The 22921-nt window shown below is 26.9% G+C and carries 26 protein-coding genes and 6 tRNA genes; 9 read left to right on the top strand and 23 right to left on the bottom strand.

Annotation, left to right across the window (positions count from 1 at the left end; translation table 11 throughout):
- Window positions 1–43: 43 nt before the first annotated feature.
- Window positions 44–1975 (bottom strand): DNA topoisomerase (ATP-hydrolyzing) subunit B, encoded by a 1932-nt coding sequence (gene gyrB, locus AWT72_RS00840; protein ID WP_067139351.1) that lies wholly within the window; start codon window positions 1973–1975, stop codon window positions 44–46.
- Between the two features lie 163 nt (window positions 1976–2138).
- Here gyrB and AWT72_RS00835 point away from each other — a divergent pair.
- From AWT72_RS00835 to AWT72_RS00805, 7 genes are all read left to right on the top strand, one after another.
- Window positions 2139–2213, top strand: a tRNA-Glu gene (locus AWT72_RS00835).
- A 41-nt stretch (window positions 2214–2254) separates the two neighbouring features.
- A tRNA-Val gene (locus AWT72_RS00830) sits at window positions 2255–2330 on the top strand.
- Window positions 2331–2338: 8 nt separating this feature from the next.
- Window positions 2339–2415 (top strand) — tRNA-Asp (locus AWT72_RS00825).
- Between the two features lie 13 nt (window positions 2416–2428).
- A tRNA-Thr gene (locus tag AWT72_RS00820) sits at window positions 2429–2504 on the top strand.
- A gap of 7 nt (window positions 2505–2511) precedes the next feature.
- Window positions 2512–2596, top strand: a tRNA-Tyr gene (locus tag AWT72_RS00815).
- Between the two features lie 22 nt (window positions 2597–2618).
- Window positions 2619–2972, top strand: coding sequence for a YbaB/EbfC family nucleoid-associated protein (locus AWT72_RS00810; RefSeq protein ID WP_067139347.1), 354 nt, complete (start codon window positions 2619–2621; stop codon window positions 2970–2972).
- 27 nt (window positions 2973–2999) lie between these two features.
- Window positions 3000–3074 (top strand) — tRNA-Gln (locus tag AWT72_RS00805).
- Window positions 3075–3162: 88 nt separating this feature from the next.
- Here the strand turns inward: AWT72_RS00805 and AWT72_RS00800 are convergent.
- The 6 genes from AWT72_RS00800 to eno form a co-directional block, all read right to left on the bottom strand.
- Complete coding sequence (locus AWT72_RS00800) at window positions 3163–3762, bottom strand: hypothetical protein (RefSeq protein ID WP_067139344.1); 600 nt, start codon at window positions 3760–3762, stop codon at window positions 3163–3165.
- A 20-nt stretch (window positions 3763–3782) separates the two neighbouring features.
- The gene (locus AWT72_RS00795) at window positions 3783–4394 is read right to left on the bottom strand and encodes a hypothetical protein (protein ID WP_067139341.1); all 612 of its coding nucleotides are present in this window, start codon (window positions 4392–4394) and stop codon (window positions 3783–3785) included.
- Window positions 4395–4596: 202 nt separating this feature from the next.
- Window positions 4597–4872, bottom strand: coding sequence for a septation regulator SpoVG (spoVG, locus tag AWT72_RS00790; protein WP_067139338.1), 276 nt, complete (start codon window positions 4870–4872; stop codon window positions 4597–4599).
- 152 nt (window positions 4873–5024) lie between these two features.
- Window positions 5025–6014, bottom strand: coding sequence for an alpha/beta hydrolase fold domain-containing protein (locus AWT72_RS00785; protein ID WP_067139335.1), 990 nt, complete (start codon window positions 6012–6014; stop codon window positions 5025–5027).
- Between the two features lie 29 nt (window positions 6015–6043).
- Window positions 6044–6751 carry a CPBP family intramembrane glutamic endopeptidase gene (locus tag AWT72_RS00780; RefSeq protein ID WP_067139332.1) on the bottom strand — a complete coding sequence of 236 codons (708 nt, stop codon included), beginning with the start codon at window positions 6749–6751 and terminating at the stop codon, window positions 6044–6046.
- A 71-nt stretch (window positions 6752–6822) separates the two neighbouring features.
- Complete coding sequence (gene eno / locus AWT72_RS00775; RefSeq protein ID WP_067139329.1) at window positions 6823–8136, bottom strand: phosphopyruvate hydratase; 1314 nt, start codon at window positions 8134–8136, stop codon at window positions 6823–6825.
- Window positions 8137–8360: 224 nt separating this feature from the next.
- Between eno and AWT72_RS00770 the strand changes: the two genes are divergently transcribed.
- On the top strand, window positions 8361–8738 hold the full coding sequence (locus tag AWT72_RS00770) for a RidA family protein (protein ID WP_067139326.1): 378 nt from the start codon (window positions 8361–8363) through the stop codon (window positions 8736–8738).
- A 49-nt stretch (window positions 8739–8787) separates the two neighbouring features.
- Here the strand turns inward: AWT72_RS00770 and groL are convergent, their stop codons facing one another.
- The 11 genes from groL to AWT72_RS00715 all read right to left on the bottom strand — a co-directional run bounded on the left by groL (window position 8788) and on the right by AWT72_RS00715 (window position 18280).
- Complete coding sequence (gene groL, locus AWT72_RS00765; RefSeq protein ID WP_067139323.1) at window positions 8788–10380, bottom strand: chaperonin GroEL; 1593 nt, start codon at window positions 10378–10380, stop codon at window positions 8788–8790.
- A 1-nt stretch (window position 10381) separates the two neighbouring features.
- Complete coding sequence (locus AWT72_RS00760; protein WP_067139320.1) at window positions 10382–10642, bottom strand: hypothetical protein; 261 nt, start codon at window positions 10640–10642, stop codon at window positions 10382–10384.
- On the bottom strand, window positions 10639–11586 hold the full coding sequence (gene fni, locus AWT72_RS00755; RefSeq protein ID WP_067139317.1) for a type 2 isopentenyl-diphosphate Delta-isomerase: 948 nt from the start codon (window positions 11584–11586) through the stop codon (window positions 10639–10641). Before fni ends, AWT72_RS00760 begins: the two co-directional genes overlap by 4 nt.
- On the bottom strand, window positions 11546–12421 hold the full coding sequence (locus AWT72_RS00750; protein ID WP_067139314.1) for a mevalonate kinase family protein: 876 nt from the start codon (window positions 12419–12421) through the stop codon (window positions 11546–11548). The genes fni and AWT72_RS00750 overlap by 41 nt, the downstream gene beginning before the upstream one ends.
- Window positions 12411–13304 carry a diphosphomevalonate decarboxylase gene (mvaD, locus tag AWT72_RS00745; RefSeq protein ID WP_067139311.1) on the bottom strand — a complete coding sequence of 298 codons (894 nt, stop codon included), beginning with the start codon at window positions 13302–13304 and terminating at the stop codon, window positions 12411–12413. Before mvaD ends, AWT72_RS00750 begins: the two co-directional genes overlap by 11 nt.
- Window positions 13305–13336: 32 nt before the next feature.
- On the bottom strand, window positions 13337–14137 hold the full coding sequence (locus AWT72_RS00740; RefSeq protein ID WP_067139307.1) for a GHMP family kinase ATP-binding protein: 801 nt from the start codon (window positions 14135–14137) through the stop codon (window positions 13337–13339).
- Window positions 14134–15366 (bottom strand): hydroxymethylglutaryl-CoA reductase, degradative, encoded by a 1233-nt coding sequence (locus AWT72_RS00735; protein ID WP_067139304.1) that lies wholly within the window; start codon window positions 15364–15366, stop codon window positions 14134–14136. Before AWT72_RS00735 ends, AWT72_RS00740 begins: the two co-directional genes overlap by 4 nt.
- Window positions 15359–16468 (bottom strand): hydroxymethylglutaryl-CoA synthase, encoded by a 1110-nt coding sequence (locus AWT72_RS00730; protein ID WP_067139301.1) that lies wholly within the window; start codon window positions 16466–16468, stop codon window positions 15359–15361. The genes AWT72_RS00735 and AWT72_RS00730 overlap by 8 nt, the downstream gene beginning before the upstream one ends.
- Window positions 16469–16472: 4 nt before the next feature.
- Window positions 16473–16610, bottom strand: a complete 138-nt coding sequence (locus AWT72_RS00725) for a hypothetical protein (RefSeq protein WP_156413062.1) — start codon at window positions 16608–16610, stop codon at window positions 16473–16475.
- Between the two features lie 286 nt (window positions 16611–16896).
- Window positions 16897–17352: a hypothetical protein gene (locus AWT72_RS00720; RefSeq protein WP_067139296.1), complete on the bottom strand. Its 456-nt coding sequence runs from the start codon at window positions 17350–17352 to the stop codon at window positions 16897–16899.
- Window positions 17353–17407: 55 nt separating this feature from the next.
- Window positions 17408–18280 (bottom strand): hypothetical protein, encoded by an 873-nt coding sequence (locus tag AWT72_RS00715; protein ID WP_067139293.1) that lies wholly within the window; start codon window positions 18278–18280, stop codon window positions 17408–17410.
- Between the two features lie 207 nt (window positions 18281–18487).
- Between AWT72_RS00715 and rpmB the strand changes: the two genes are divergently transcribed.
- Window positions 18488–18754: a 50S ribosomal protein L28 gene (rpmB, locus tag AWT72_RS00710; RefSeq protein WP_067139290.1), complete on the top strand. Its 267-nt coding sequence runs from the start codon at window positions 18488–18490 to the stop codon at window positions 18752–18754.
- 53 nt (window positions 18755–18807) lie between these two features.
- On the opposite strand, the gene AWT72_RS00705 is transcribed toward rpmB, so the two are convergent.
- From AWT72_RS00705 to AWT72_RS00685, 5 genes are all read right to left on the bottom strand, one after another.
- Window positions 18808–19245 carry a PTS sugar transporter subunit IIA gene (locus AWT72_RS00705; protein ID WP_067139286.1) on the bottom strand — a complete coding sequence of 146 codons (438 nt, stop codon included), beginning with the start codon at window positions 19243–19245 and terminating at the stop codon, window positions 18808–18810.
- An 18-nt stretch (window positions 19246–19263) separates the two neighbouring features.
- Window positions 19264–19980 carry a YebC/PmpR family DNA-binding transcriptional regulator gene (locus AWT72_RS00700; protein WP_067139284.1) on the bottom strand — a complete coding sequence of 239 codons (717 nt, stop codon included), beginning with the start codon at window positions 19978–19980 and terminating at the stop codon, window positions 19264–19266.
- A gap of 18 nt (window positions 19981–19998) precedes the next feature.
- Window positions 19999–20922, bottom strand: a complete 924-nt coding sequence (locus tag AWT72_RS00695) for an FAD-dependent oxidoreductase (RefSeq protein WP_067139281.1) — start codon at window positions 20920–20922, stop codon at window positions 19999–20001.
- Window positions 20923–20927: 5 nt separating this feature from the next.
- On the bottom strand, window positions 20928–22145 hold the full coding sequence (tyrS, locus tag AWT72_RS00690; protein WP_067139278.1) for a tyrosine--tRNA ligase: 1218 nt from the start codon (window positions 22143–22145) through the stop codon (window positions 20928–20930).
- A gap of 158 nt (window positions 22146–22303) precedes the next feature.
- The gene (locus tag AWT72_RS00685; protein WP_067139276.1) at window positions 22304–22888 is read right to left on the bottom strand and encodes a hypothetical protein; all 585 of its coding nucleotides are present in this window, start codon (window positions 22886–22888) and stop codon (window positions 22304–22306) included.
- Window positions 22889–22921 lie beyond the last annotated feature (33 nt).

The following is a 22921-nucleotide window of genomic DNA, read 5'->3' as shown; positions in this document are numbered from 1 at the left end:
CTTCGTTATTTTCATTTATTTTATCTGACATTTTCATCTCCTATTAAATATCTAAGTTTCTTACATAATTTGCATGTTCTTCTATAAATTGTCTTCTTGGTTCTACTTTATCTCCCATAAGTATAGTAAACATTTTATCTGCATAACTTGCATTTTCTAAAGTAACCCTTAATAAAGTTCTAGTATCAGGATCCATAGTTGTTTCCCATAATTGTTCAGGATTCATTTCTCCTAAACCTTTATATCTTTGTATACCATATCTTCTGTTTTCACTATCAAGTGTTGTAGTAATATTTTTCAACTCATCATCTGAATAAGCATATTTTATACTCTTACCTACTTGTATTTTATATAAAGGTGGTTGTGCAATATATATATTACCATTATTTATTAATTCTCTTAAATATCTAAAGAAGAATGTTAACATTAAAGTTCTAATATGTGCTCCATCTACATCGGCATCTGTCATTATTATTATCTTGCCATATTTAAGTTTTTCTATATCAAAGTTTTCACCTATATTAGTTCCAAAAGCAGTTACCATAGCCTTAATTTCTGTATTTTCTAATATTTTATGTAATGCTGCTTTTTCAACATTTATTATTTTACCTCTTAGTGGTAATATAGCTTGGAATTTTCTATTTCTTCCTTGTTTAGCAGAACCACCTGCTGAATCTCCTTCGACTATATATATTTCACATTCATCTGCATTTTTAGAAGAACAATCTGCAAGTTTTCCTGGAAGTGAACCAATCTCAAGTCCTGTTTTTCTAAGTATAGCACTTCTTGCTTGTTTTGCTGCTTCTCTTGCCTTTTTAGAAATTAACATTTTTTCTATTATGGCAGCAGCATCTTTTGGATGATCTTCTAAATATATTTTAAGTTTATTACTTACCACTCCATAAACTGCAGAATTTGCTTCACTACTTCCTAATTTTGATTTAGTTTGTGATTCAAATTGAGGTTCAGGAAATTTAATATTTATAACTGAAACTAAACCTTCTCTTACATCTGAACCTTGGAAATTTTCATTCTTTTTATCTTTTAATAATCCTATTTGTTTAGCAACGTCATTTATTGTTCTAGTTAATGCACTTCTAAATCCTTGAACATGTGTACCACCATCATAGGTATTAATATTATTTACAAAAGAATATTCAGTAGTTGATTGATTATTTTTATATGTTAATGCAACCTCAACTTCTATGTATTTATCTCCTATATCTACTCTATCTTTCATGTAAACTACGGGAGCAACCATTTTTTCTTTTTGAAGCATATCTTCTACAAAGTCTTTAATTCCACCATCAAACTTAAATTCTTGAACTTCTATTTCCTCTTCTTCATCTCTTTCATCAGTTAAAATTATTCTAAGTCCTGTATTTAAATAAGCAAGTTCTTTTATTCTATCTTCTAAAATTGCATGCTCAAATACTATATTACCAAATATTGTTTTATCTGCCCTAAATTTAATTACTGTTCCATGCTCATTTTCATCAGCAGTTCCTATTTGGACACAATCTGAAACCACTTTTCCCTTAGAAAATTTTTGCTCTACTATTTGTCCATCTCTTGTAACAGTCGCTATTAAATCATCTGATAAGGCATTAACTACTGAAATTCCTACTCCATGTAGCCCACCAGAAAAGGTATAATTCTTATCACTAAATTTCCCACCTGCATGTAATACTGTCATAACAACTTCTAATGTTGGTTTTCCAGTTTTATGCATGGCAATAGGTATACCACGACCGTTATCTGATACTTCAATATAGTTATCAGGTAACATCCTAATTTTTATTGTATCACAATGACCAGCTAACGCTTCATCTATACTATTGTCAACTACTTCCCATATTAATTGGTGTAGTCCTCTTGACGATGTCGTCCCTATATACATACCAGGTCTTTTTCTTACGGCTTCTAAACCTTCCAAGACCATAATATCATCAGAACCATAATTTTTTTCTACCATATTCATCTCCTAATCTTTTTTTCTAATTTCACTTATATATTATAGCATTTTTAAGCTTTTTTTTCTATTATTTTTTATTTTTTTTATTTTTTTTTTAAATTTCTTATTGACATTTGCGGATATTTTTGATATCATTACTTTTGTCGCTAGTAAGCGATTGTATGGGCCCTTCGTCTAGTGGTCAGGACATCGGGTTTTCATCCCGGAAACAGGAGTTCAATTCTCCTAGGGCCTACCATACAAACATATAAATATTTAAAAATTAATTAAAATGAAGAAGGTCGCATAGCTCAGTTGGGAGAGCACCTGCCTTACAAGCAGGGGGTCACTGGTTCGAGCCCAGTTGTGACCACCATTAAATATGGAGGTGTAGCTCAGATGGTTAGAGTGCTTGCCTGTCACGCAAGATGTCGCGAGTTCGAGTCTCGTCACTTCCGCCATTTTAATTAAAACGCCGCTTTAGCTCATTTGGTAGAGCAACTGACTTGTAATCAGTAGGTGGTTGGTTCGAATCCGACAAGCGGCACCATTTTTTCGGCGAGATACCCGAGTGGCCAAAGGGAGCAGACTGTAAATCTGCCGGCTCAGCCTTCGAAGGTTCGAATCCTTCTCTCGCCACCATTTTTTTATAAAGGAGATAATAATGGTAAGAAAATTAAAAACTAACAAAAGTGTTGGTAGTCAAAACGATATAATAAAAAAAGCAAAACAAATGCAAGAGGCTATGTTGGTAGTACAAGAAGGTCTTAAAGATAAATTTGTTGAAGCTTCTGTTGCTGGTGAACAAATTAAAGTTAAAGCAAACGGACAAAAAAAATTAATTGAATTAAAAATAGGTAAAGAAGTACTAGAAGAAGCTGTTAAAGAAAATGATACACAAGAATTAGAACAATTAATCTTATCAGCAATAAACGAAGTATTTAGCAAAGCCGAAGAACTTGCAGAAAACGAAATGTCATCTGTAACTGGTGGAGTTTCTATACCTGGTTTATTCTAAAACTTGACAAATTATTTTGTCATTTATTGGGCTGTAGCCAAGCGGTAAGGCAGTGGACTTTGACTCCACCATGCGTTGGTTCGAATCCAGCCAGCCCAACCATTTGAACTTATAGTTCTTTTTTTTTACTTAAATATATAAATAAAAAATGTTGTATAAGTTTATATTTCTTATTTCAACATTTTTTTAATTAAAATGAATAACCTACTACTACTCCTATATTTCCAACATATCTATGAAAATTTTTATCTCTAAATTTACTTATATATACTCCTGATTGTAATTCTATTAAAAATTTCTTATATTTTACTCCAAATTTACCATATATAGGTATTCCATAAGTTATTCCCGATTTAAATGGTCTTTGAAATTCATTTGGAAACGCTACCCAAGATCTTATCCCTATACCTATGCTAGCACCACCATAAATACTTGTATTATCATTTATATTATGTTCTATTATTGATGAAACAACAGGTGCTACTGAAAATTTAAGTGAAGTTTGAGCTTTTTTACCATCAACTTCATAAAGCATAAACCAATTTTGTAATCCACCACCTATTTTTAAATCAGTTTTAGAATTTATTTTATACACAGGATGTAAGTATTCTAATTCTAAATTTTCAGAAAAAAGAATGGATGTTCCTACATACAATATTGGTTCACGCAAATCTGGGTCTATTCTAAGATTAACCCCTGCCTTTAAATTAATTTCTCCATCAGTATTTGGCAATCCGAATACAATTCCTGATAATATTACTGTTAATAATGTTATATATATTTTTTTCATTTAATTACCTTTCCACATTTTTAAAATGAGTACCCAAATAATACTCCAACATTTGCTATATATTTATATGTATTTATATTATCAACTTCTCTTATATATTTTGCAATATACACTCCTGCTTGTGATTCTATAATAAAGTTATTATATTTCACACCAAATTTACCATATAATGGGAAACCATGCCTTACAGTTATCGAACCTTTTTTATTTTGTTTTTTATCTTTAAAAACTGTTAATAAATGAGGCCCCGCTCCAACACTGACTCCACCATAAATACTTAAATTTTCTTTTATTTCTTTTTCTATAACTGCTGTAAAAATTGGAGATATAGATATTTTTGCAGATTTTTGAGTATTTTTTCTTGGGGCATCATATAGTTGAAACCAAGTTTGAAGTCCTCCTCCAATTTTTATAATCTCATTATTTTTAGATCTATATACTGGATATAGGTATTCTAATTCTCCAATTTGAACAAAAGAATACGCTGTTCCCCAATAATTATATGGTTCATTTAAATCAGGTTCTCTTTTAAATATTACTCCTGCTTTCAAATTAATTTCTCCTATATTATTATTTAATGCAAATAAATTACTAACTAAACTAAATAATAATATAAAAAATATTTTTTTCATAAGTTTTCTTAACTATTTATATAATAAATATTATATAAATTCCTCCTTTCATAAAAAAATCAGTTCATTATATCATGTTTAATTTAAGTATTCAATAGATTTTAATATAAAAATACACTATCTAAATTATAATTCTAAAATTATAAATGTAATAGTGTATTTATTAATTGTCTTACAAAAAGTCACGTATATTTATATGACTTTATTCTTCTTTATTCTTTTCTTCTTCATACTTAGCAAGTATAATATCTGTTATTTCTTTTCTAAATTCTGCTTGTATAGGATGAACTATATCTTTAAATTCATTTGTTGATATTTTCTTTGATGGCATTGCTATAAATAATCCATTTTGACCATCTATTATTTTCAATCCATGCACAACAAAGCAATTATCAAATGTTATGTCTACATAAGCTCTTAATTTCAATTCTTCTTCTGTACTCTTAATTAATCTAATTTTAGTGTCTGTAATAGTCATTTTACTACCTCTTTCCTTAAATGTGTTAATATAGTATACCTTTAATTTTTTAAAATGCAAATTTTTTTATAACTTTTTATTTTATTTTTTATAAAACCTAATAATTTCCTATAGTATAGACATTTTTTTGATAATATTTTATGACTAATCTATTAAATTTTTTTTATTATTTTGATTACTTCATCTTGTGTTTCTTTTGCTTCTGGAATAGGGTAAATAATATATACATGCCCCATTTTTTCTTTGATTATAATATTAAAATCTATTTTAGAATCTTCTAATATTTTTTTTAATTTTAAAATATCTGGGTAAAGTATATCATTAGTTCCTGTAATTATTGTGATTTTCCCTAAATTTTCAAAAGAATTAAATATAGGGCTTACATATTTATTTTTAGTTTCTTCTTTACTACCTGCCCAAAGTATTCCTATTTTTTTCAAAGCCCAACTAGATAATATAGGATCTTTACTTTCATATTCTTTTATTTTTTCATTAGTTAAAGTAAGGTCTAACCAAGGAGAAACAAGAATAATATTTTTAGGTTGAATTAAATTTTTATCTCTTATAAAAAGTGCAAATGATAAGGCTAGTCCACCACCAGAAGAGTCTCCCATTATAGTTATATTTTCTGGTTTTACATTTTCGTTTAAAATACTTTTATACAAAGTCTCTAATTTTAATAATGAATCAATATAAGTATGCTTTGGTGCTTTTGGATATATTGGAAAAAACACTTTAGCATCTGTTTTTTTAGTTATATTATTCAATGCTTTAAAATGATACGAATTAGGTTGATTTATATAAGAACCACCATGTATATATATTATATTTTTTTGATTTATATCTTTTTTATCATTCCAAATAAAAGTTTGCATACCTTCAATATACTTTTCATTTATTTCATAATCAATATAATTTACTGGTTTCTCATATGCCATATCACTTTTTTTCATAGATTCTTCTATCTGCTTTTCAAATAATTCATCAGATTTTTCTTCAAAATAACTTTTCTCATTATTTAACCACAAATATTTTTCAACTACAAAACTTCTAAAAGATCTTTTTTGAATTAAATTCACATAAAAAACTACTAAGAATATTATTAAAACAATTAATAATATAATTTTAAAAAATAATTTCATTATTCGCCTACCTAACTAAAAATTTATTTTTAATATACTAAAAACCCTATAATTCCTGCTCCAAAAATATCTGAAATAATATGTGCTATTACGACAGGTGCTAAATTTTTATTTGAATATTTAGTGTATGCTACATAAAATAATAGACCTATTCCTATACCAATAGTCATAGCAGATGCCATACCTTGATATGTATGAAAAGATACTCTAATTATCATAGAATAAATTAATGCATATTTAATATATTTTTCTTTTACGCTTAAACAAATTCCCAAAAAGAATATTTCTTCAAAAAAACCATTTAAAATTGAAAATGGTATTAATGATATACTAAATTCTTTGATAAATTCACTGACAGCAATAAACTGCCCTGTATAAACTAATGGAAATTGGTTAAAACTAAAAACAAATGAAGAAATATCTATAATAAGTGATGCGACTATATAAATTAAAATTCCTTTTAAAATAGTCTTTAATCCCATTTTAAATTTCCACTTTGAAAAATCAAATTTTCTAAAATATAAATATACAAAAACTATGAATAATTCAAAAATTTCTATAATTATACTAAACCAATCTTCTGTAGATGAAAAATATAAATTTTCATTTATATTTGATACTCCATATATTATGTCTTTATAATCTAAAATTGAACTGTAAATTGCAATTCCAAACATAATTATCGTAATAAATATTATATCGTAATATCTTAAATATTGTATTTTATTCTTTTCCATTTCTTCCTTTCAAATTAAAGTTTTAAAAATACCCTGAAAATTCAGGGCATTTTTATTTTTTATTGTTATTATTATTTAATATTGTATAATGAATCTAATCCTTTATAGATTGCTTGACCAGCTAAATCATCTTCTATTCTTAATAGTTGATTATATTTAGCTATTCTATCAGTTCTTGAAGCAGAACCAGTCTTAATTTGACCTGCATTAGTAGCAACTGCAACGTCTGCTATAGTATCATCTTCAGTTTCTCCTGATCTATGAGAAATAACTGCAGTGTATCCTGCCTTTTTAGCCATTTCTATAGCATCTAATGTTTCTGTTAATGTTCCTATTTGGTTTAATTTAATTAAGATTGAATTTGCAATTCCTTTTTTAATTCCTTCTTCTAATCTCTTAGTATTAGTAACAAATAAGTCATCTCCAACTATTTGTATTTTATCTCCTAATTTTTCAGTCATTAGTTTAAATCCATCCCAGTCATCTTCTGCTAATCCATCTTCTATTGAAACTATTGGGAATTTAGCAACTAAACCTGCATACCAATCAACCATTTCTTCTGAAGTTCTTTCAACTCCACCTTCTCTTTTGAATACATATTTATTCTTAGCTTCATCATAAAATTCTGATGCTGCTGCATCTAATGCAAATGTAATATCTTTTCCTAATTCATAACCAGCTTTTTTAACTGCTTCTGATATTATTTCTAATGCACCTTCTGTACCATTAATTTTACTTGGAGCATATCCACCTTCGTTACCAACATTAGTTGAATCTCCATTTGCTTTTAATAATTTACCTAAGTGATGGAATATTTCAGCACCCATTCTTAAAGCTTCTCTATAAGTTTTTGCTCCTATTGGTTGTATCATGAATTCTTGAACGTCAACTGCTGAATCAGCATGTGATCCACCATTTAATATATTCATCATTGGAACAGGTAATTCTTTTGCATTTACCCCACCTAAATATCTATATAAAGGTAATCCTAATTGATTTGCAGCTGCCTTAGCAACTGCTAATGATACACCTAATATTGCGTTAGCACCTAATCTACCTTTATTTTCAGTACCATCTAGTTCTATCATAACTCTATCTATTTCTACTTGGTCTAAAGCATCCATTCCTATTATGTGTTCAGCGATTTCATTATTTACATTTTCAACCGCAGTTAAAACACCTTTTCCTAAATATCTTGCCTTATCTCCATCTCTTAATTCAACAGCTTCATGTATTCCAGTAGAAGCTCCTGAAGGTACAGAAGCTCTTCCCATTGCTCCACCTTCTAAATATACTTCAACTTCAACAGTTGGGTTTCCTCTTGAATCAAGAATTTCTCTTGCATAAACATCTTCAATTATTGTTTGGTATTTTACATTATTCATTGTAAATACGACCACCTTTCTTCATTTTAAATTTATAAACACATTATATCACAAATACCATTTTTTGTATAGTAAAATATTAGCGATTAGACTAATAAATAAAAGAAAAACTCTCTTTCTCTTTTAATTTGGGATAAAAATAACAAATAAAAATTTCTTTTATTTTTTGATTTTAATGGTATAATTAAAATGTAGATATATGTATATATTAAAAGGAGGCTATTATGAAAAAAATTATTAACACTGTTAATGCACCAGCTGCAATAGGTCCATATTCACAAGCAATTGAAGTAAATGGAGTTTTATATGTTTCAGGACAAATACCTTTTGTTCCTGCTACTATGACTTTAGTTTCTGAGGATGTAGAACTACAAACTAAGCAAAGTTTAGAAAATATTGGAGCTATATTAAAAGAAGCTGGTTATGAATTTAAAAATGTTGTTAAGGCAACTGTATTTATCAAAGATATGAATGATTTTGGAAAAATCAATTCAGTTTATGAAAAATATTTAGGTGAAGTTAAACCTGCAAGAGCATGTGTTGAAGTAGCAAGACTACCTAAAGACGTTAAAGTTGAAATTGATGTTATAGCTGTAAAATAACAAATAAAAATCACACTCTAAATTAGAGTGTGTTTTTTCATTTTATATATTATCTACCTACTGGCATTTCTTCTTCATTTTCTTTTGCTATGGCTACTTCTGTAGTAATTAAAAGTGCTGAAGCAGATATAGCATTTTGTATAGCAACTCTTGTAACTTTTGCTGGGTCTAATATACCCTCTTTCATCATATCAACATATTTTTCTTTTGCTGCATCATAACCTTCGTTTTTACCTGAATTTATTACTCTATCAATTATTACTCCTGCTTCAAGTCCTGCATTTATTACTATTTGCTTTAATGGCTCATAAAGTGCTTTTTTTACTATTTCTACACCTAGTTGCTCTTCACCTTCTAAATTAAAATCATTTAATGAATTAGATATTTTAGCAAGTGCTGCTCCACCACCTATTATTATTCCTTCTTCTATTGCTGCCTTAGTTGCACTTAATGCATCTTCTATACGCATTTTCATTTCTTTCATTTCAGTTTCAGTGGCTGCTCCTACTCTTATTACACCTATACCATTAGATAATTTTGCTAATCTTTCGTTTAATTTTTCTTTTTCGTATTCTGAGCTAGTGTTTTCAATTTGACTTTTTATATATTCTTGTCTATCTTTAATTTCGTTTGTATAACCTTTACCATCAACTATAGTAGTTTTTTCCTTAGTTATTTTTATAGATTTAGAACTTCCTAAATCATCTAAATCTGCTTCTTCAAATTTCATGGCTTTATCTTCTGAAATTACATTAGCACCTGTAAGTATAGCGATATCTTCTAGCATATCTTTTCTCCTAGAACCAAATGCTGGTGCTTTAACTGCTGCTATATTAAGTGAACCCCTTATTTTATTAACTACTAATGTTGCAAGAACTTCTGCTTCTATATCTTCTGCTATTATTACCAATGGTCTTGAAGTTTCTACTACTTTTTCTAATAAAGGTAGTATTTCTTTCATACTATTTATTTTTTTATCAGTTAATAAAATATATGGATTTTCCATATCTACTGTCATTCTATTTGTATCAGTTACCATATATGGTGATAAATAACCATTTTCAAATTGCATTCCTTCTACTATTTCAAGACTAGTTTCAAGTGATCTTGCTTCTTCAACTGTTATTACACCAGTTTTCCCAACTTTTTCTATAGCTTTTAATATTAATTCTCCTATATATTCATCATTGGCTGATACTGTCGCAACGTCTCTTATTTGCTCATCATTATCTACTGTATATGAAATTTCTTTTAATCTTTTTACTACTTCTTTACCAGTTTTTTCTATACCTTTTCTTATTAATACAGGATTATGCCCAGAAGATACTAATTTCATACCTTCTTTTATCATAGCCCCTGCTAAAACTGTCGCAGTTGTTGTTCCATCTCCTGCTAAATCATTAGCCTTAGTTGCAACTTCTTTTAATATTTGTGCTCCCATATTTTCAACTATATCATCTAATTCTATTTCTCTTGCAATAGTTACTCCATCATTAGTTATTATTGGTGCACCAAAACCCCTATCTAAAACTACATTTCTCCCTTTAGGACCAATAGTTACTTTTACTGCATCAACTAAAATATTAACTCCATTTTCTAAACATTTTCTTGCTTCTTCATTAAACTTAATAATTTTTCCCACCTTATATCTCCTTTGCCAATATATCTTTAAGTTCTAATATTATATATTCATTTTCATCTATTTTTAAAATTTCTCCTTTAAATTTAGAAAAATATACCTTATCATTTACTTTGATATTATTTATTTCATCAGACACTTCTACTACCTTTGCTATATGTATATCTGATTTTGTTGAAGAATCTTTTAATATTATTCCACTTTTAGTTTTATTAACTTCTTCAATTACTGATACTAATATTCTTTCTCCCAACGGTTTTATCATTTTACTTCCTCCCATTTACCTTTTAATTCTTTTAAATTTTTAGAATTAGTAATACACATAAGAATTTTTATTTCATTTATATATTCTTTTATAATTTCTATAATCTTATCATCATCATCATACTTATTAAGTAGTTTTAGTATATGTCCTGACATGCCCACTGCTTTTGCCCCCATACTAAGACATTTAACTATGTCCATAGGGCTCTCTATGCCACCGCTAGCGAGTATTTCTACTCTATCTTGATATTTTATACTACTAAGCAAACTTTCTTTCGTTGTATAGCCAATTTCGTACATATACTCTCTATTCTTATTTGCTCTTTTATCTTCTATATACGAAAAATTAGTTCCGCCCTTACCACTTATATCAATAGTTTTAATGCCAAAATTTATTGCTTTTTCAATAGTTTTACCATTCATACCATAACCTGTTTCTTTAAGAATTATTGGTATGTCTAAAGATTTTATTGCTAAAGATATATTTTTAGTATAGGCTTTAAAATTTCTATCTCCATCTACCATCATTAATTCTTGCATAGGGTTTAAATGAATTTGAATTATTTTAGCATTAGTCTCATTTATTGCTTTTTTCATATCATCTATACTTTTGTCTGCTCCTAAATTAACACCCATATTTTTAGGGTAATAATATTTATTATTATTATTATTCAAATTTGGAGTATAAGAACCAGAAAACATAAATATTTCTAGTTTTTTTGATATATATTCTAATCTTTTATTTATATTATCTGCATTTTCACTTCCACCAGTCATTGCATTAATATATATAGGGTATTTAAAATCTATACCACAAAAACTTGTAGATATATCTATTTCATCCATGCTAATTTCTGGCATAGAAAAATATTTCAATCTAATATCATTTAGTGAATTATTAGTTTTACATTCTAAAGCATACTTCATATGTTGATTCTTTTTCATTTTTTTCTCCTAATTTTACTGACACCACAAAATCACCCAAACCTGCACCACTAGTTTTACAATTTTCATTATTATTTATTATTTCCTTTATTTTTTCACTATGTATAGTTATATTGCTAAACTTTTCTAACTCAAATAAATTTTTTCTTAAGTTTTCTATACTTAAAGATAATAACTTGTCATTCCCAGTTTCTAGGGCTTTAACATACATATTTGTATATTTATCAGAAATTTTGCAAAATTCATTAAACTCATCACTATCAATATCAAGTTTAGATATCTGCTTACTTGTACTCGCTTCTACTCCTGTATGAATGCATGTTATTTCAAGATTTTTATCTAAGTTTATAGGTCTTATACTGTATTTAAAACTATCTTTATAAATACTTTTATACTCTATTAAAGTTTCATAACAAATACATGCTATATCTCCCATAGAACCTTTCATATTCGATAAAAGCATGGCCTTAACAGATAATTCAAATAAGGTATTTTTAGTGTATGAAATATTAAAGTGTTCTAATAGAGCCTTTATAGTTACTACAACTACACTAGCAGATGAACCTAAACCTAATTTCATATTTTTATCATATAAATCAGTTGTATATGTATAAGCAAATGTCTTATACTCTCCTATATATTCAAAAGCCACTTTTCTAGCATTTTTCAATAAATTATGTTTATCATCTATATTGCTTATTACTTTTTCAACATTACTTGGTTCTAAATCTAAATATGTATATTTATCTACACAGGCAATAACAGCTACTGAATTAGGTTTTAAAACTGCATATTCTCCTGCCAAATATATTTTAGATGGGGCTTTATATAACATTTAAGATTACTCCTTTATATTTTTCATTTAAAATTTTAGAAATTTTTTCTTCATCTTTTTTTAAATAAAGAACTTTCACATTAGGCCCTGCATCTGTTGTCCAGTATATTTTATAGCCAATGGATTGTAAATTTTCTATATATTTTATACAATCTACACTCTTATCTGTTAAATAATTTATACTAGGTGTTGAAGTTTTCATTACTTCATGCATCAACTTAGTGCTCTCTTGCATTAGTTTCCCAACTAATTCAAAATCATTATTAAGTAAGGCCTTTTTCATTTCCACAAAATACTTTTTATTTTTTTCTACCCAGATATCTATTATATTAGAAGTATTTTTAGAAATTTCCATAGCAGCCCTACTACTAATACTTTTTTTCTTATCACTTATAATTATTGCTTTCATACCAAATTCTAAATTTGTTTTTAAAGGGTATATTTCTCCATTTTCATCAAAAGCAGATATATAAAAAAAACTTCTAGCAGCAGAACCAGACCCCATACTAGCAATTTTACACATTTGGTCAACAGTTAAACCTAAATCAAAATATTTATTAAGTTCCATAGTTAAAGCACTGTATGCCGAAGCACTAGAAGCTAAACCTGCTGCTGTTGGCATAGAATTAAAACTTTCTATACAAAGTTTCGTTCTATTACTAACTACCTTATCTACAAAAGAAAAAATTTTAGAAGTTTCAATATCATCTTGTAATTTTCCATTTAAATAAAAAGTATCAGATACACTAGCACTTATTTTAGTTTTAGTATACATAGTAGTCGATAACAAAGAAATACTTGGAACTAAGGGCACTAAATATGGATTAAACATATTTTTACACCAATATTTAATTATTGCAATATTCATATATGCTATGTTCATAATTTATACCTTTCATTGTTATTAAATTACCTTTATATTTTAACTACCCAAACCTTATCTATTCCACTTTTATTTAATTTCTTTTTTACTTTTTTGGCTTTTGCCTTATTTTTGCAAAGTGATATTACCACTCCACCTAAGCCTGAACCACTTATTTTAGAACCTAAACTATCATATTTTGCTTTATCTATTATTTTTTCTATTCTTTTTGTACTTAAATTTAATTGTTCTAAACATTTTTGAGATTTAGTAAAGGCTAGACCCAAAGAATATAAGTCTTTTTTATAGTATGCCCTTATACCATCTTTTGTAATCTCACCTAATTGTTCTATTATATCATCTCTATTTAATTTTTTTACCATGTTAACAGCAGTTTTAGTATCTCCATACTCATCACTATGGGAAATTACTAAATATGCTCCTAATTTATCTACTTCAATGTTTTCTCTATTTTTTTGAAATATTATACTTTTTTCATTTAATATTACATTAGCATCTATACCACTAGGATTTTGGTGCATTTTTATTTCAGCCTTGTCAACAACATATCTTATATCAGCATTATATTTCTTTGCCATTTCTATAGCAAGTGCTGCTGATGACCCCATACCACTGCTTATAGGTATGCTAGAATTTATTTTCACATATTTTTTATCTACATTATGTTTTTTTTCAATAATTTCTTTTATATATCTAACATGACTATCTTCTTTAATTTTTTCATCAACTAATTCTACATTTATGCATAATTTTTTTACAGGAATTGCTAATGCTTTTTTCCCATAAACTACACTATGTTCTCCTAATAGTATTATTTTAGAACATGTACTCATTTTCTAATTTCTCCTAATATTTCTTTGGCATATATTAAATCTATTTTAGATAATTTTATCATTTCATTAACCAAAATATCTATTTCTTCTTCCTTAGCACCTGCAAATATTGCTATTGTTCTTGCATGTAATTTCATATGTCCTTTTTGTATACCTGTTGTAACTAATGCTTTTAATGCTGCAAAATTTTGTGCTAATCCTAGCGAAGCCATTATCATAGATAATTCTTTGGCATTTGGATTTTTTAATATCTCTAAGGCTATTTTAGTAACATAATTTAATCCTATAGAGCCCCCAACAGTGGCAACAGGCGATGGTATCTCTATGTTACCATATAAGTAACCTTTTTTATATTCCCATGTAGTTAAGGGTTCATATTTGCCGTTTCTACTTGCATATGAGTGTATGCTAGATTCCATTGCTCTAAAATCATTACCTGTTACAATAGTTAATGCATCTATTCCATTTAATATACCTTTATTATTAGTAACTGCTCTATATATATCTGCTTTTGCAAACTTATATGCCAATTCAATTTTTTTACCTATAGATTCTTCTATTTCAATTTTACAACTTGCTTTAACTATAGATTTAGTTGAATAATTAGAAATTATACTCATAAGTATAGAACCTTCTATTAGGTTTTCAACTATTACCGAAACTGCTTCTAACATTGTATTCAAAATATTAGCACCCATAGCATCTACTGTATCTACCACTAAATATATTACTAAAAATTCCTCTTTTTTTTCTGCATATATTTTTCTTGCTCCACCACCTACAAGGTTTATGCCAACATGTGCTTTATTTGCAGTATCTATTAACATATCATGATTTTCATTAATTTTTTGTATAGCCAAATCAAAATCCATTACATTATATACTGCTATTTGACCTATAGTATACTTTTTATCTATACTTGCTGTTATTCCACCATTTTCACTTATAGTTTTGGCTGCATTACTAGCCGCTGCTATAACTGATGGTTCCTCTATACACATAGGTATTACATATTCTTTGTTATTTATCAAAAAATTAGTTGCAATACCCAAAGGTAAAGAATATATTCCTATTTGATTTTCTATAAATTTATCAGCAACATCATTAGTTAGAGTTTTTTCAGATAATAAATAATTATATGACTCTTTGGAAATATAGTTATTATTTTTCAATACTTCTAATCTTTCTAATCTTGTTTTTTTATAATAAGCTTTAAAATCATTATTCATTTATCGCATACTTCCTTTTAGTGTCAAATACACCTTTTAAATATATCTTTTCATTAGCATAATTTTCAAATTCTATATCTTCTTCTAATTCTTTAAAGAACATATTTTCATATTCATTTATATTTAATTCTATTCTATTACTTAAATCAAGTTTTTCCTGTTTAAAATTATCACATAATTTGACAGCAAAAAACTCTGCAATAGCACCTGAACCATAACTATACATTCCTATTCTATCCCCAGTTTTTAATTCATTTGAGTTAGAAATTAAAGAATAAAAACTTAAAAATAGAGAACCTGTATAAATATTTCCTATTTCAGAATTTAATTTTATAGCATCATCATTTTTATACTCTAAATCAGGTCTTATTTGTCTTAATCCCTTAATTCCTAATTTAGGGTATGGGATGTGAAAACATATATCTTTAAAATCAGTATTATAACCTAGTTCTATATATTTATTATATACCATATCTAATGCTTTCAAATACATGGCATTTGATAATTTCCCATCTACTAATGCATAATCAGATTTATTAGGTCTATAAAAGTCCATAATATCTTCTGTATAACATACTGTTTCATCCTCTATTTCAGCAATACTTGGATTATTAGTTACTAATATAGCGACTGCACCAGCACCTTGCGTTGATTCTCCACCTGTATTTATTCCGTATTTAGCAATGTCAGAAGCAATTACTAAAACTTTAGAATTTTTATGAGTTTTTATATGGTCTTTTGCATAAAGTAATGCAGCAGTTGCTCCATAACATGCTTGTTTAATTTCAAAAGTTTTACAAAACGGATTTAATCCTAAAAGAGAGTGTATAAATATACTTGCTGACTTTGATTGATCTACTCCTGTTTCAGTTCCTACTATTAAAAGATCTATTTCTTTTTTTAATTTTTTATCTAATATTTTATTAGCAGCCATAGCACCCATTGTTACTATATCTTGGCTAATAGGTGTTACTGCCATTTTCTTTTGTAATAACCCTTTAGTAAATTTCATAGGGTCTACTCCCCTAGCACTTGCTAAATTCTCTATATCTAAATAATATTTTGGAACATGTATTCCTATTCTATCTATACCTATTTTCATTTTATTACCTACCTATCATTATGCTTAATCTTTGTTCATTATTAGCAAAAACACTAATTTGTTTTGCTATGCTTATAAATATATTTTCTTTAAATACAGATTCTAAAATTACTAAATTTCTATTACATAGTTTTTCTAACATTTTATGATCTATGATATACTTTATTTTATTAATTTTAATCACTCCTTCTTTAATTTATATTTGCATTTATAGCTACATTATATCATATTTAATTGATAAAAGTACATAGATTATAAACTATCACTATTATATTACATTTACTCTCATCTAATCTTACACATTAACATACTATTTGTCAAAATTTCATTAAAAAAGTAGTAAAGGTGAAAATCTCTACTACTGATATTTTGTTTATATTTTTCACAGTTTTCTCTGCACTTAATTTTGAAATTATATATCAAATTATTTAAATTTTTTCTATTTTTTTCAATTTTATTTCTTCTACTATAAATTTATTTTCTACATTATCTACCCATGCTGTTCCATTTTTCATATCTATATATATTTTAACTTTCTTTTTTGGATTTTCTAAAATTATATTTTCTATGCTTCCTTTCATTTCATATTCTGTCCCATAATATGAGCTATATTTATCATTTAATCTTCCATTGGATTTTATATATACTATACCAATTTTACCACTAAATTTAGAAAAATCTCCTAGTTCAAAATTAACAAATTCTTCACCCTGAAAATCTTTAAATCCTATAATTACTCTTTCGCTATTTTTTTTATCTTCTCTTAAAAGTTTAATTCCACTTACCTTAGTGTCAAAATGAAATGACATATATTTTTTAGGTACAGTATAGCCACAAGATATAAAAAATATTACTGTTAAAAATGTAAATATTATTTTTTTCATATGCACCCCTATATTCAGTTAAAAAGGCAGATAATAATCTACCTATAATTTTATTTTATTTTTTAAATGTCTTTATTACGTCCATTAATGCTTTATTAGCATCATTGGCTGTTAATCTTCCATTTTCTCCTGTTCCATTTTTTTGATTAGATAATACAAGTTTAATTAATTCTAATATCTTTTTCAAATCAGTAGGTTTTGCTTTACCATCTTTAACTAGTTTAGCAGTTTCAGCTCCTACTTTATTAAATAATGCCTTTGATTCATAATCAGTTAAATTAGCTATTTTATCTATTTCTACCATAATTTCAACAGTATTTTTATCAATTTTTATATCTAAATTTTTCTTTATTATTTCTTTTTTATCTAATGCATCTTGATTTAGACCTAATATATTAAATGCAGAATTTTTAGCTCTTTCAAGATCATCTAATGTTAATTTTTCATCTTTAACTTTATACTCTTTTTCTTTAACCAATATTACCTTTGTTAAATCTACTATCTCGTTTAACTTTTCAACATTTGCATAACCTGATTTAACTATTTTAGATAATCTTAAACTTAATTTATCAAAGAATTCATTTGACTCAGCATCAGTTAAGTTAAGCATTTCATCTATTTCTAACATTATTTTAACTGTTTTTTCATTAGCCGTTATTCCTAAATTTTTCTTTATTATGTTTACCTTATTTTCAAAATCTTTACTATTTATATTTTTTTCAACATTAGTATTAGATATTAATGTTTTAATTTCAGTATCTTTTTCATTTTCTATTTTATTTTCTGTGTTATTCTCTGTATTATTTTCAACCTCTTCTGTTTTTGTAATATCAGTTGTAGATTTTACTTCTTTATTTTTATATTGTTTTATAAATAAATATGAACCTAATCCCAAGGCAATTAATATTACTACAAATATTTTTTTCATTTTATATCCTTCTTCCTATATTTTATATGTTTATAGTTTATTATAACACATATTTTTTTTTTTTGAAATTTTTTTATTTTTTGTATATAAATACCTATATGAATTAAAACAAAATTTATCTTTAAATAAAAGCAAAAACGCCCTTGAATAATATATTTCAATATGATATAATAAAAATCTAAGTATTGAATTATGGAGGTGCAAAAGATGCAAGTATGTGAAGTTTTTGGGAAAAAAACAGGACACGGTAATTTAGTAAGCCACTCTCACAGAGCTACTAAAAGAATTTGGAGACCTAATTTACAAGTTATGAAATTAGAGATTAACGGTAAAGAAGTTAAAATAAGAGTTTGTACAAAAGCTATGAAAACTTTAAAAGGTAAAAATTCTGACCAAGTTAGAAAAATATTAATGAGTAATAAAGATAATTTGAGTGACAGATTGTCTAGAATATTATTCTCAGAAGCAGAGTAGTCTAGCTTGATAAACTCTGTTTCAAAAAAGTAAAGCTAGAATATTTTATTATTCTAGCTTTTTAATATACTTAAAATTTCTTTTTTATCTTGTGAATTTTTAAAAATTTCAAATTTTTTCTTATCTAAAATTTTCTTAGAAACACTTTTTAATTGGTCTATATGTAAATTTCTATCTTCTTTTTTAGCAAGTATAACAAATATATATTTTGCCGTATCTTTATCTGACCATTCAATTCCATTACTTAATCTAAAAAACAGTATAGTATTTTTATTTATTTTTGAACTTCTTACATGTGGTATACTGCACTCATTTCCTAGATATGTAGCCGTATATTTTTCTTTTTCAAAAAGATCTTGTATTAAACCTTCTTCATCTTCTATTAAATTTAATTTTTTTGCATGTTTTGCAACTAACTCAAACAATTCTTGTTTGTTAGATATTTCCAAATCAAGTAAAAATAAATCATCATCTAAAAATTCACTTTCCATTATTAGCACCTCTTGTCATTAAAAACCAGTAAAATTATGATGCACTTTTTGCACATCATCGTCTTCTTCTAATTTATCAACTAATTTTTGCAATTTATCTTTATCTCCATCTGATAAAGTTTCTACTTCTATAGAAGGAACATATTCTAAATCTGCTTCTAATAGTTCATAACCTGCATTAGTTAGTGCGTCTTTAACTGTATCATAATTTTCAAGTGGAGTTGTTATATAGAAACTATCATCATATGTTATCATATCATCCATACCTGCTTCTAATGCCGTTTCCATTATTTCATCTTCTAACATTCCATCTTTTTTTTCAATTTCAATTACACCTTTTCTCTCAAACATATATGAAACACAACCCGTAACTCCTAAATTACCACCTGATCTATCAAAAAGACTTTTAACATTTGAAGCTGTTCTATTTCTATTATCAGTTAAAGTTTCAACTATAATAGCAACTCCCCCAGGACCATAACCTTCATAATTTAAAGTTTCAAAAGCATCAGCACTTCCATCTCCTGATCCTTTTTTGATTGCTCTTTGTATATTATCATTAGGCATATTTATACTTTTTGCTTTTTCTATTGCATGTTTTAAAGAAACATTATACTCAGGGTCTGCTCCTTCTCTTGCTGCTACTGTTATTAATCTTACATATTTGGTAAATGCTGCTGCTCTTTTTTTATCTTGCGATTCTTTACGACCAGCAATGGTTCCGTGTCTTCCCATATTTATTGTTCCTCCTATTTATTTTTCTAACTTTAAAAGATAATCAAATGCACTAAGAGCCGCCTTTGCTCCATCTCCTAATGCTATTATTATTTGCTTATATGCTACGTCTGTACAATCCCCTGCTGCAAATATTCCATCTACATTTGTTTTATTTAATGCATCTATTTTTATTTCATTTCTATTATTTAATTCAACTAAATCTTTAAAATTATCTGTGCTAGGTAACAATCCTATTTCTACAAAAATTCCATCTGTTTTTATATTCTTTAATTCATTTGTTTTTCTGTCAATATAGTCTAGATTTGTAACAAATTGTGTTCCTTTGATTTCCTCTAATTTTGCACCTAGTATAACATTTATTTTTTCATTTTCTTTTAATTTATCTTGTAGTAAACTATCTGCTTTTAAAGTATCTAAATACTCAATTAAAGTAACACTTTTAGCTATATTAGATAAATCAAGTGCTGCTTCTACACCAGAATTTCCACCACCAACTACTACAACGTCTAAATTTCTATAAAATGGTCCATCACAAGTTGCACAATAATGTACTCCTTTTGAAGCAAAATCATCTTCCCCTTTTACATTTAATTTTCTATGTTTAGCACCAGTTGCTAATATTACTGATTTTGTCTTGTATGTTTCATTATCTGTAATAACTAACTTATATTCATTTTCTAATTTAATTTGATTAACTAAATGTCCTTTGAAAACGTCTACTTCATATTCTGTTAAATGTTTTTCAAGATTAGTTGTAAACTCATAACCTGTTGTTTTAGGTATACCTATAATATTTTCTATCTCATTAGTAGTTATTACTTGTCCACCTATACTATCAGCAATTACTGCAACCTTAAGACCTTTTCTAACTGTATATATAGCACTTGCTATTGCTGAAGGCCCTCCACCAACTACTATTACGTCATATATTTTTTCCATATAATTTATCCTTTCTTATTTAATCTAAAAATATTTTTCTTTCCTGCTTTTATTATCATGTTATCTTCTATTTTTAAAACATGTTTAACGTCTTTTATACTCTCATCATTAACTTTAAATCCACCTTGTGAGATTAATCTTCTAGCCTCACTTGTAGAATTAAATATATTAAGTTCTTTTACTAAAAGATCAATAACATTGATTTCATTAAAATCAACTTCAAATTCTGGCAATTCTATATCTAAATTTTTCTTTGAAAAAATATTTTCAAAATATGCTCTTGCTTCAATACTTGCATCTTTTCCATAGTATGTATTAACTAATTCCATAGCCAGTTTCTTTTTTGCTTCCATAGGATGCATTTTTTCTTTAATTTCTTTTATTTCATCAATAGAAATTTGTGTAATTTGTTCATAATATGTATACATTAAATCATCTGATATTGACATTATCTTACCAAACATATCATTAGGACTATCTTTTACCCCTATATAATTACCTAATGATTTACTCATTTTTTCAGTTCCATCTAACCCAACTAATATAGGCATAAGCATACATATTTGTTGTTCTTTACCAAAATCTTTTAATAAATCTCTCCCTCTTAAAAGATTAAATTTTTGTTCAGTTGCACCTAATTCTATATCAGCATCTAAGGCTACCGAATCATAACCTTGCAATATAGGGTACATAAATTCTATTAATGATACTGGTTTATTAGCTGCTAATCTTTTTGAAAAATCCTCACGACTTACCATTTGTGATACAGTGAATTTAGATAAAAGATTTAATACTTCTGCTAAGCTTAAAGTTTCTAACCACTCATGATTATACCTAACTGTTAATTTATCAATATCTAATATTAATTTTACTTGTTCTAGGTATGTTTTAATATTTTGTTCTATTTCTTCCATACTAAGCATTTTTCTAGTTTCAGACTTACCAGTTGGGTCTCCTATTCTTGCAGTAAATGTTCCTATTAGAAATATTGGCTCATGCCCTAAATCTTGAAATTGTTTTAATTTTCTAAGTGGAACTGCATGCCCTATATGTAAATCACTTCCAGTTGGGTCTATACCTAATTTAACCTTTAATGGTTTATTTTCTTCTATACTTTTTCTTAACTTTTTCTTAAACTCTTCTTCATTTATTATTTCTTCGCAACCTCTTTTTAGAATATCATATTGCCTTAATACTTCTTTTTCAATTTCTTGATTTGTCATTTTCACTCACTTTCTTAACTAATATATTACATTATACTCTCATATTTTTCAATTGTTTTTTTGTATATTTTAGCATATTTTTCTTTTTTCTTCTACAAAAAAGACCATTAAACTTGTTTTTAAGTTTAATGATCTCTTAATTAAAATTTGTAATCTAATTAAAATTTATAACCTATAGATAATGAAGTTATAAGTAAGAAATTGTTTTTCTCTGTCAATAATTTACCATTTCCCATAACTAATTTAGAACCTATTTCAAAATTACTTGTAAATCTTCCAATATCTACTCCCAAAACAAAAGTCATTGGTATACCTAAAGTTGCTGATGGAGTTATAATAGTATCATTATTTAAATCATAATTAAAAACTTCATGCACATTTAAGCCCACTCCTAATTTAAATCCTGTTCTAGCAGTTAAATAATCATTTATATCATATGAAATTTGTGGTGTTACATAGGGTCCAGCATATATTTCTAATAAGTTTTGTTTCTTAATATTTCTAAATATATTAGCTCCACCTATTTTCCCATTTATTCCTACACCTGTCAATACTTTAAAACCTGAATTTTCATATACAGGAAATAAATATTCTAGTTCTCCTGATACTAAAACAGTATGTACATTTTTATCACTTATATTAACTTTATTTCTAGTATAATTTATACCTGTTCTAATATATGATGCCCCTTCTGAAAAACTAAAAATTGACATTGCTATTCCAATAATTAACATTTTTTTCATAGTTGATCTCCTTTATATTTCTACATATTATAT

The organism is Oceanivirga salmonicida (assembly GCF_001517915.1).
Lineage (GTDB): Bacteria > Fusobacteriota > Fusobacteriia > Fusobacteriales > Leptotrichiaceae > Oceanivirga > Oceanivirga salmonicida.
Note: the sequence above shows the minus strand (reverse complement) of the source record. Positions and strands in the feature narration are given on the sequence as shown.

What these genes read in the sequence shown, in the direction of transcription:
- gyrB (WP_067139351.1), bottom strand. Translation starts at nt 1,975, where the DNA reads ATGGTAGAAAAAAATTATGGTTCTGATGATATTATGGTCTTGGAAGGT.
- AWT72_RS00810 (WP_067139347.1), top strand. Translation starts at nt 2,619, where the DNA reads ATGGTAAGAAAATTAAAAACTAACAAAAGTGTTGGTAGTCAAAACGAT.
- AWT72_RS00800 (WP_067139344.1), bottom strand. Translation starts at nt 3,762, where the DNA reads ATGAAAAAAATATATATAACATTATTAACAGTAATATTATCAGGAATT.
- AWT72_RS00795 (WP_067139341.1), bottom strand. Translation starts at nt 4,394, where the DNA reads ATGAAAAAAATATTTTTTATATTATTATTTAGTTTAGTTAGTAATTTA.
- spoVG (WP_067139338.1), bottom strand. Translation starts at nt 4,872, where the DNA reads ATGACTATTACAGACACTAAAATTAGATTAATTAAGAGTACAGAAGAA.
- AWT72_RS00785 (WP_067139335.1), bottom strand. Translation starts at nt 6,014, where the DNA reads ATGAAATTATTTTTTAAAATTATATTATTAATTGTTTTAATAATATTC.
- AWT72_RS00780 (WP_067139332.1), bottom strand. Translation starts at nt 6,751, where the DNA reads ATGGAAAAGAATAAAATACAATATTTAAGATATTACGATATAATATTT.
- eno (WP_067139329.1), bottom strand. Translation starts at nt 8,136, where the DNA reads ATGAATAATGTAAAATACCAAACAATAATTGAAGATGTTTATGCAAGA.
- AWT72_RS00770 (WP_067139326.1), top strand. Translation starts at nt 8,361, where the DNA reads ATGAAAAAAATTATTAACACTGTTAATGCACCAGCTGCAATAGGTCCA.
- AWT72_RS00760 (WP_067139320.1), bottom strand. Translation starts at nt 10,642, where the DNA reads ATGATAAAACCGTTGGGAGAAAGAATATTAGTATCAGTAATTGAAGAA.
- fni (WP_067139317.1), bottom strand. Translation starts at nt 11,586, where the DNA reads ATGAAAAAGAATCAACATATGAAGTATGCTTTAGAATGTAAAACTAAT.
- AWT72_RS00750 (WP_067139314.1), bottom strand. Translation starts at nt 12,421, where the DNA reads ATGTTATATAAAGCCCCATCTAAAATATATTTGGCAGGAGAATATGCA.
- mvaD (WP_067139311.1), bottom strand. Translation starts at nt 13,304, where the DNA reads ATGAACATAGCATATATGAATATTGCAATAATTAAATATTGGTGTAAA.
- AWT72_RS00740 (WP_067139307.1), bottom strand. Translation starts at nt 14,137, where the DNA reads ATGAGTACATGTTCTAAAATAATACTATTAGGAGAACATAGTGTAGTT.
- AWT72_RS00735 (WP_067139304.1), bottom strand. Translation starts at nt 15,366, where the DNA reads ATGAATAATGATTTTAAAGCTTATTATAAAAAAACAAGATTAGAAAGA.
- AWT72_RS00730 (WP_067139301.1), bottom strand. Translation starts at nt 16,468, where the DNA reads ATGAAAATAGGTATAGATAGAATAGGAATACATGTTCCAAAATATTAT.
- AWT72_RS00725 (WP_156413062.1), bottom strand. Translation starts at nt 16,610, where the DNA reads ATGTTAGAAAAACTATGTAATAGAAATTTAGTAATTTTAGAATCTGTA.
- AWT72_RS00720 (WP_067139296.1), bottom strand. Translation starts at nt 17,352, where the DNA reads ATGAAAAAAATAATATTTACATTTTTAACAGTAATATTTTTTATATCT.
- AWT72_RS00715 (WP_067139293.1), bottom strand. Translation starts at nt 18,280, where the DNA reads ATGAAAAAAATATTTGTAGTAATATTAATTGCCTTGGGATTAGGTTCA.
- rpmB (WP_067139290.1), top strand. Translation starts at nt 18,488, where the DNA reads ATGCAAGTATGTGAAGTTTTTGGGAAAAAAACAGGACACGGTAATTTA.
- AWT72_RS00705 (WP_067139286.1), bottom strand. Translation starts at nt 19,245, where the DNA reads ATGGAAAGTGAATTTTTAGATGATGATTTATTTTTACTTGATTTGGAA.
- AWT72_RS00700 (WP_067139284.1), bottom strand. Translation starts at nt 19,980, where the DNA reads ATGGGAAGACACGGAACCATTGCTGGTCGTAAAGAATCGCAAGATAAA.
- AWT72_RS00695 (WP_067139281.1), bottom strand. Translation starts at nt 20,922, where the DNA reads ATGGAAAAAATATATGACGTAATAGTAGTTGGTGGAGGGCCTTCAGCA.
- tyrS (WP_067139278.1), bottom strand. Translation starts at nt 22,145, where the DNA reads ATGACAAATCAAGAAATTGAAAAAGAAGTATTAAGGCAATATGATATT.
- AWT72_RS00685 (WP_067139276.1), bottom strand. Translation starts at nt 22,888, where the DNA reads ATGAAAAAAATGTTAATTATTGGAATAGCAATGTCAATTTTTAGTTTT.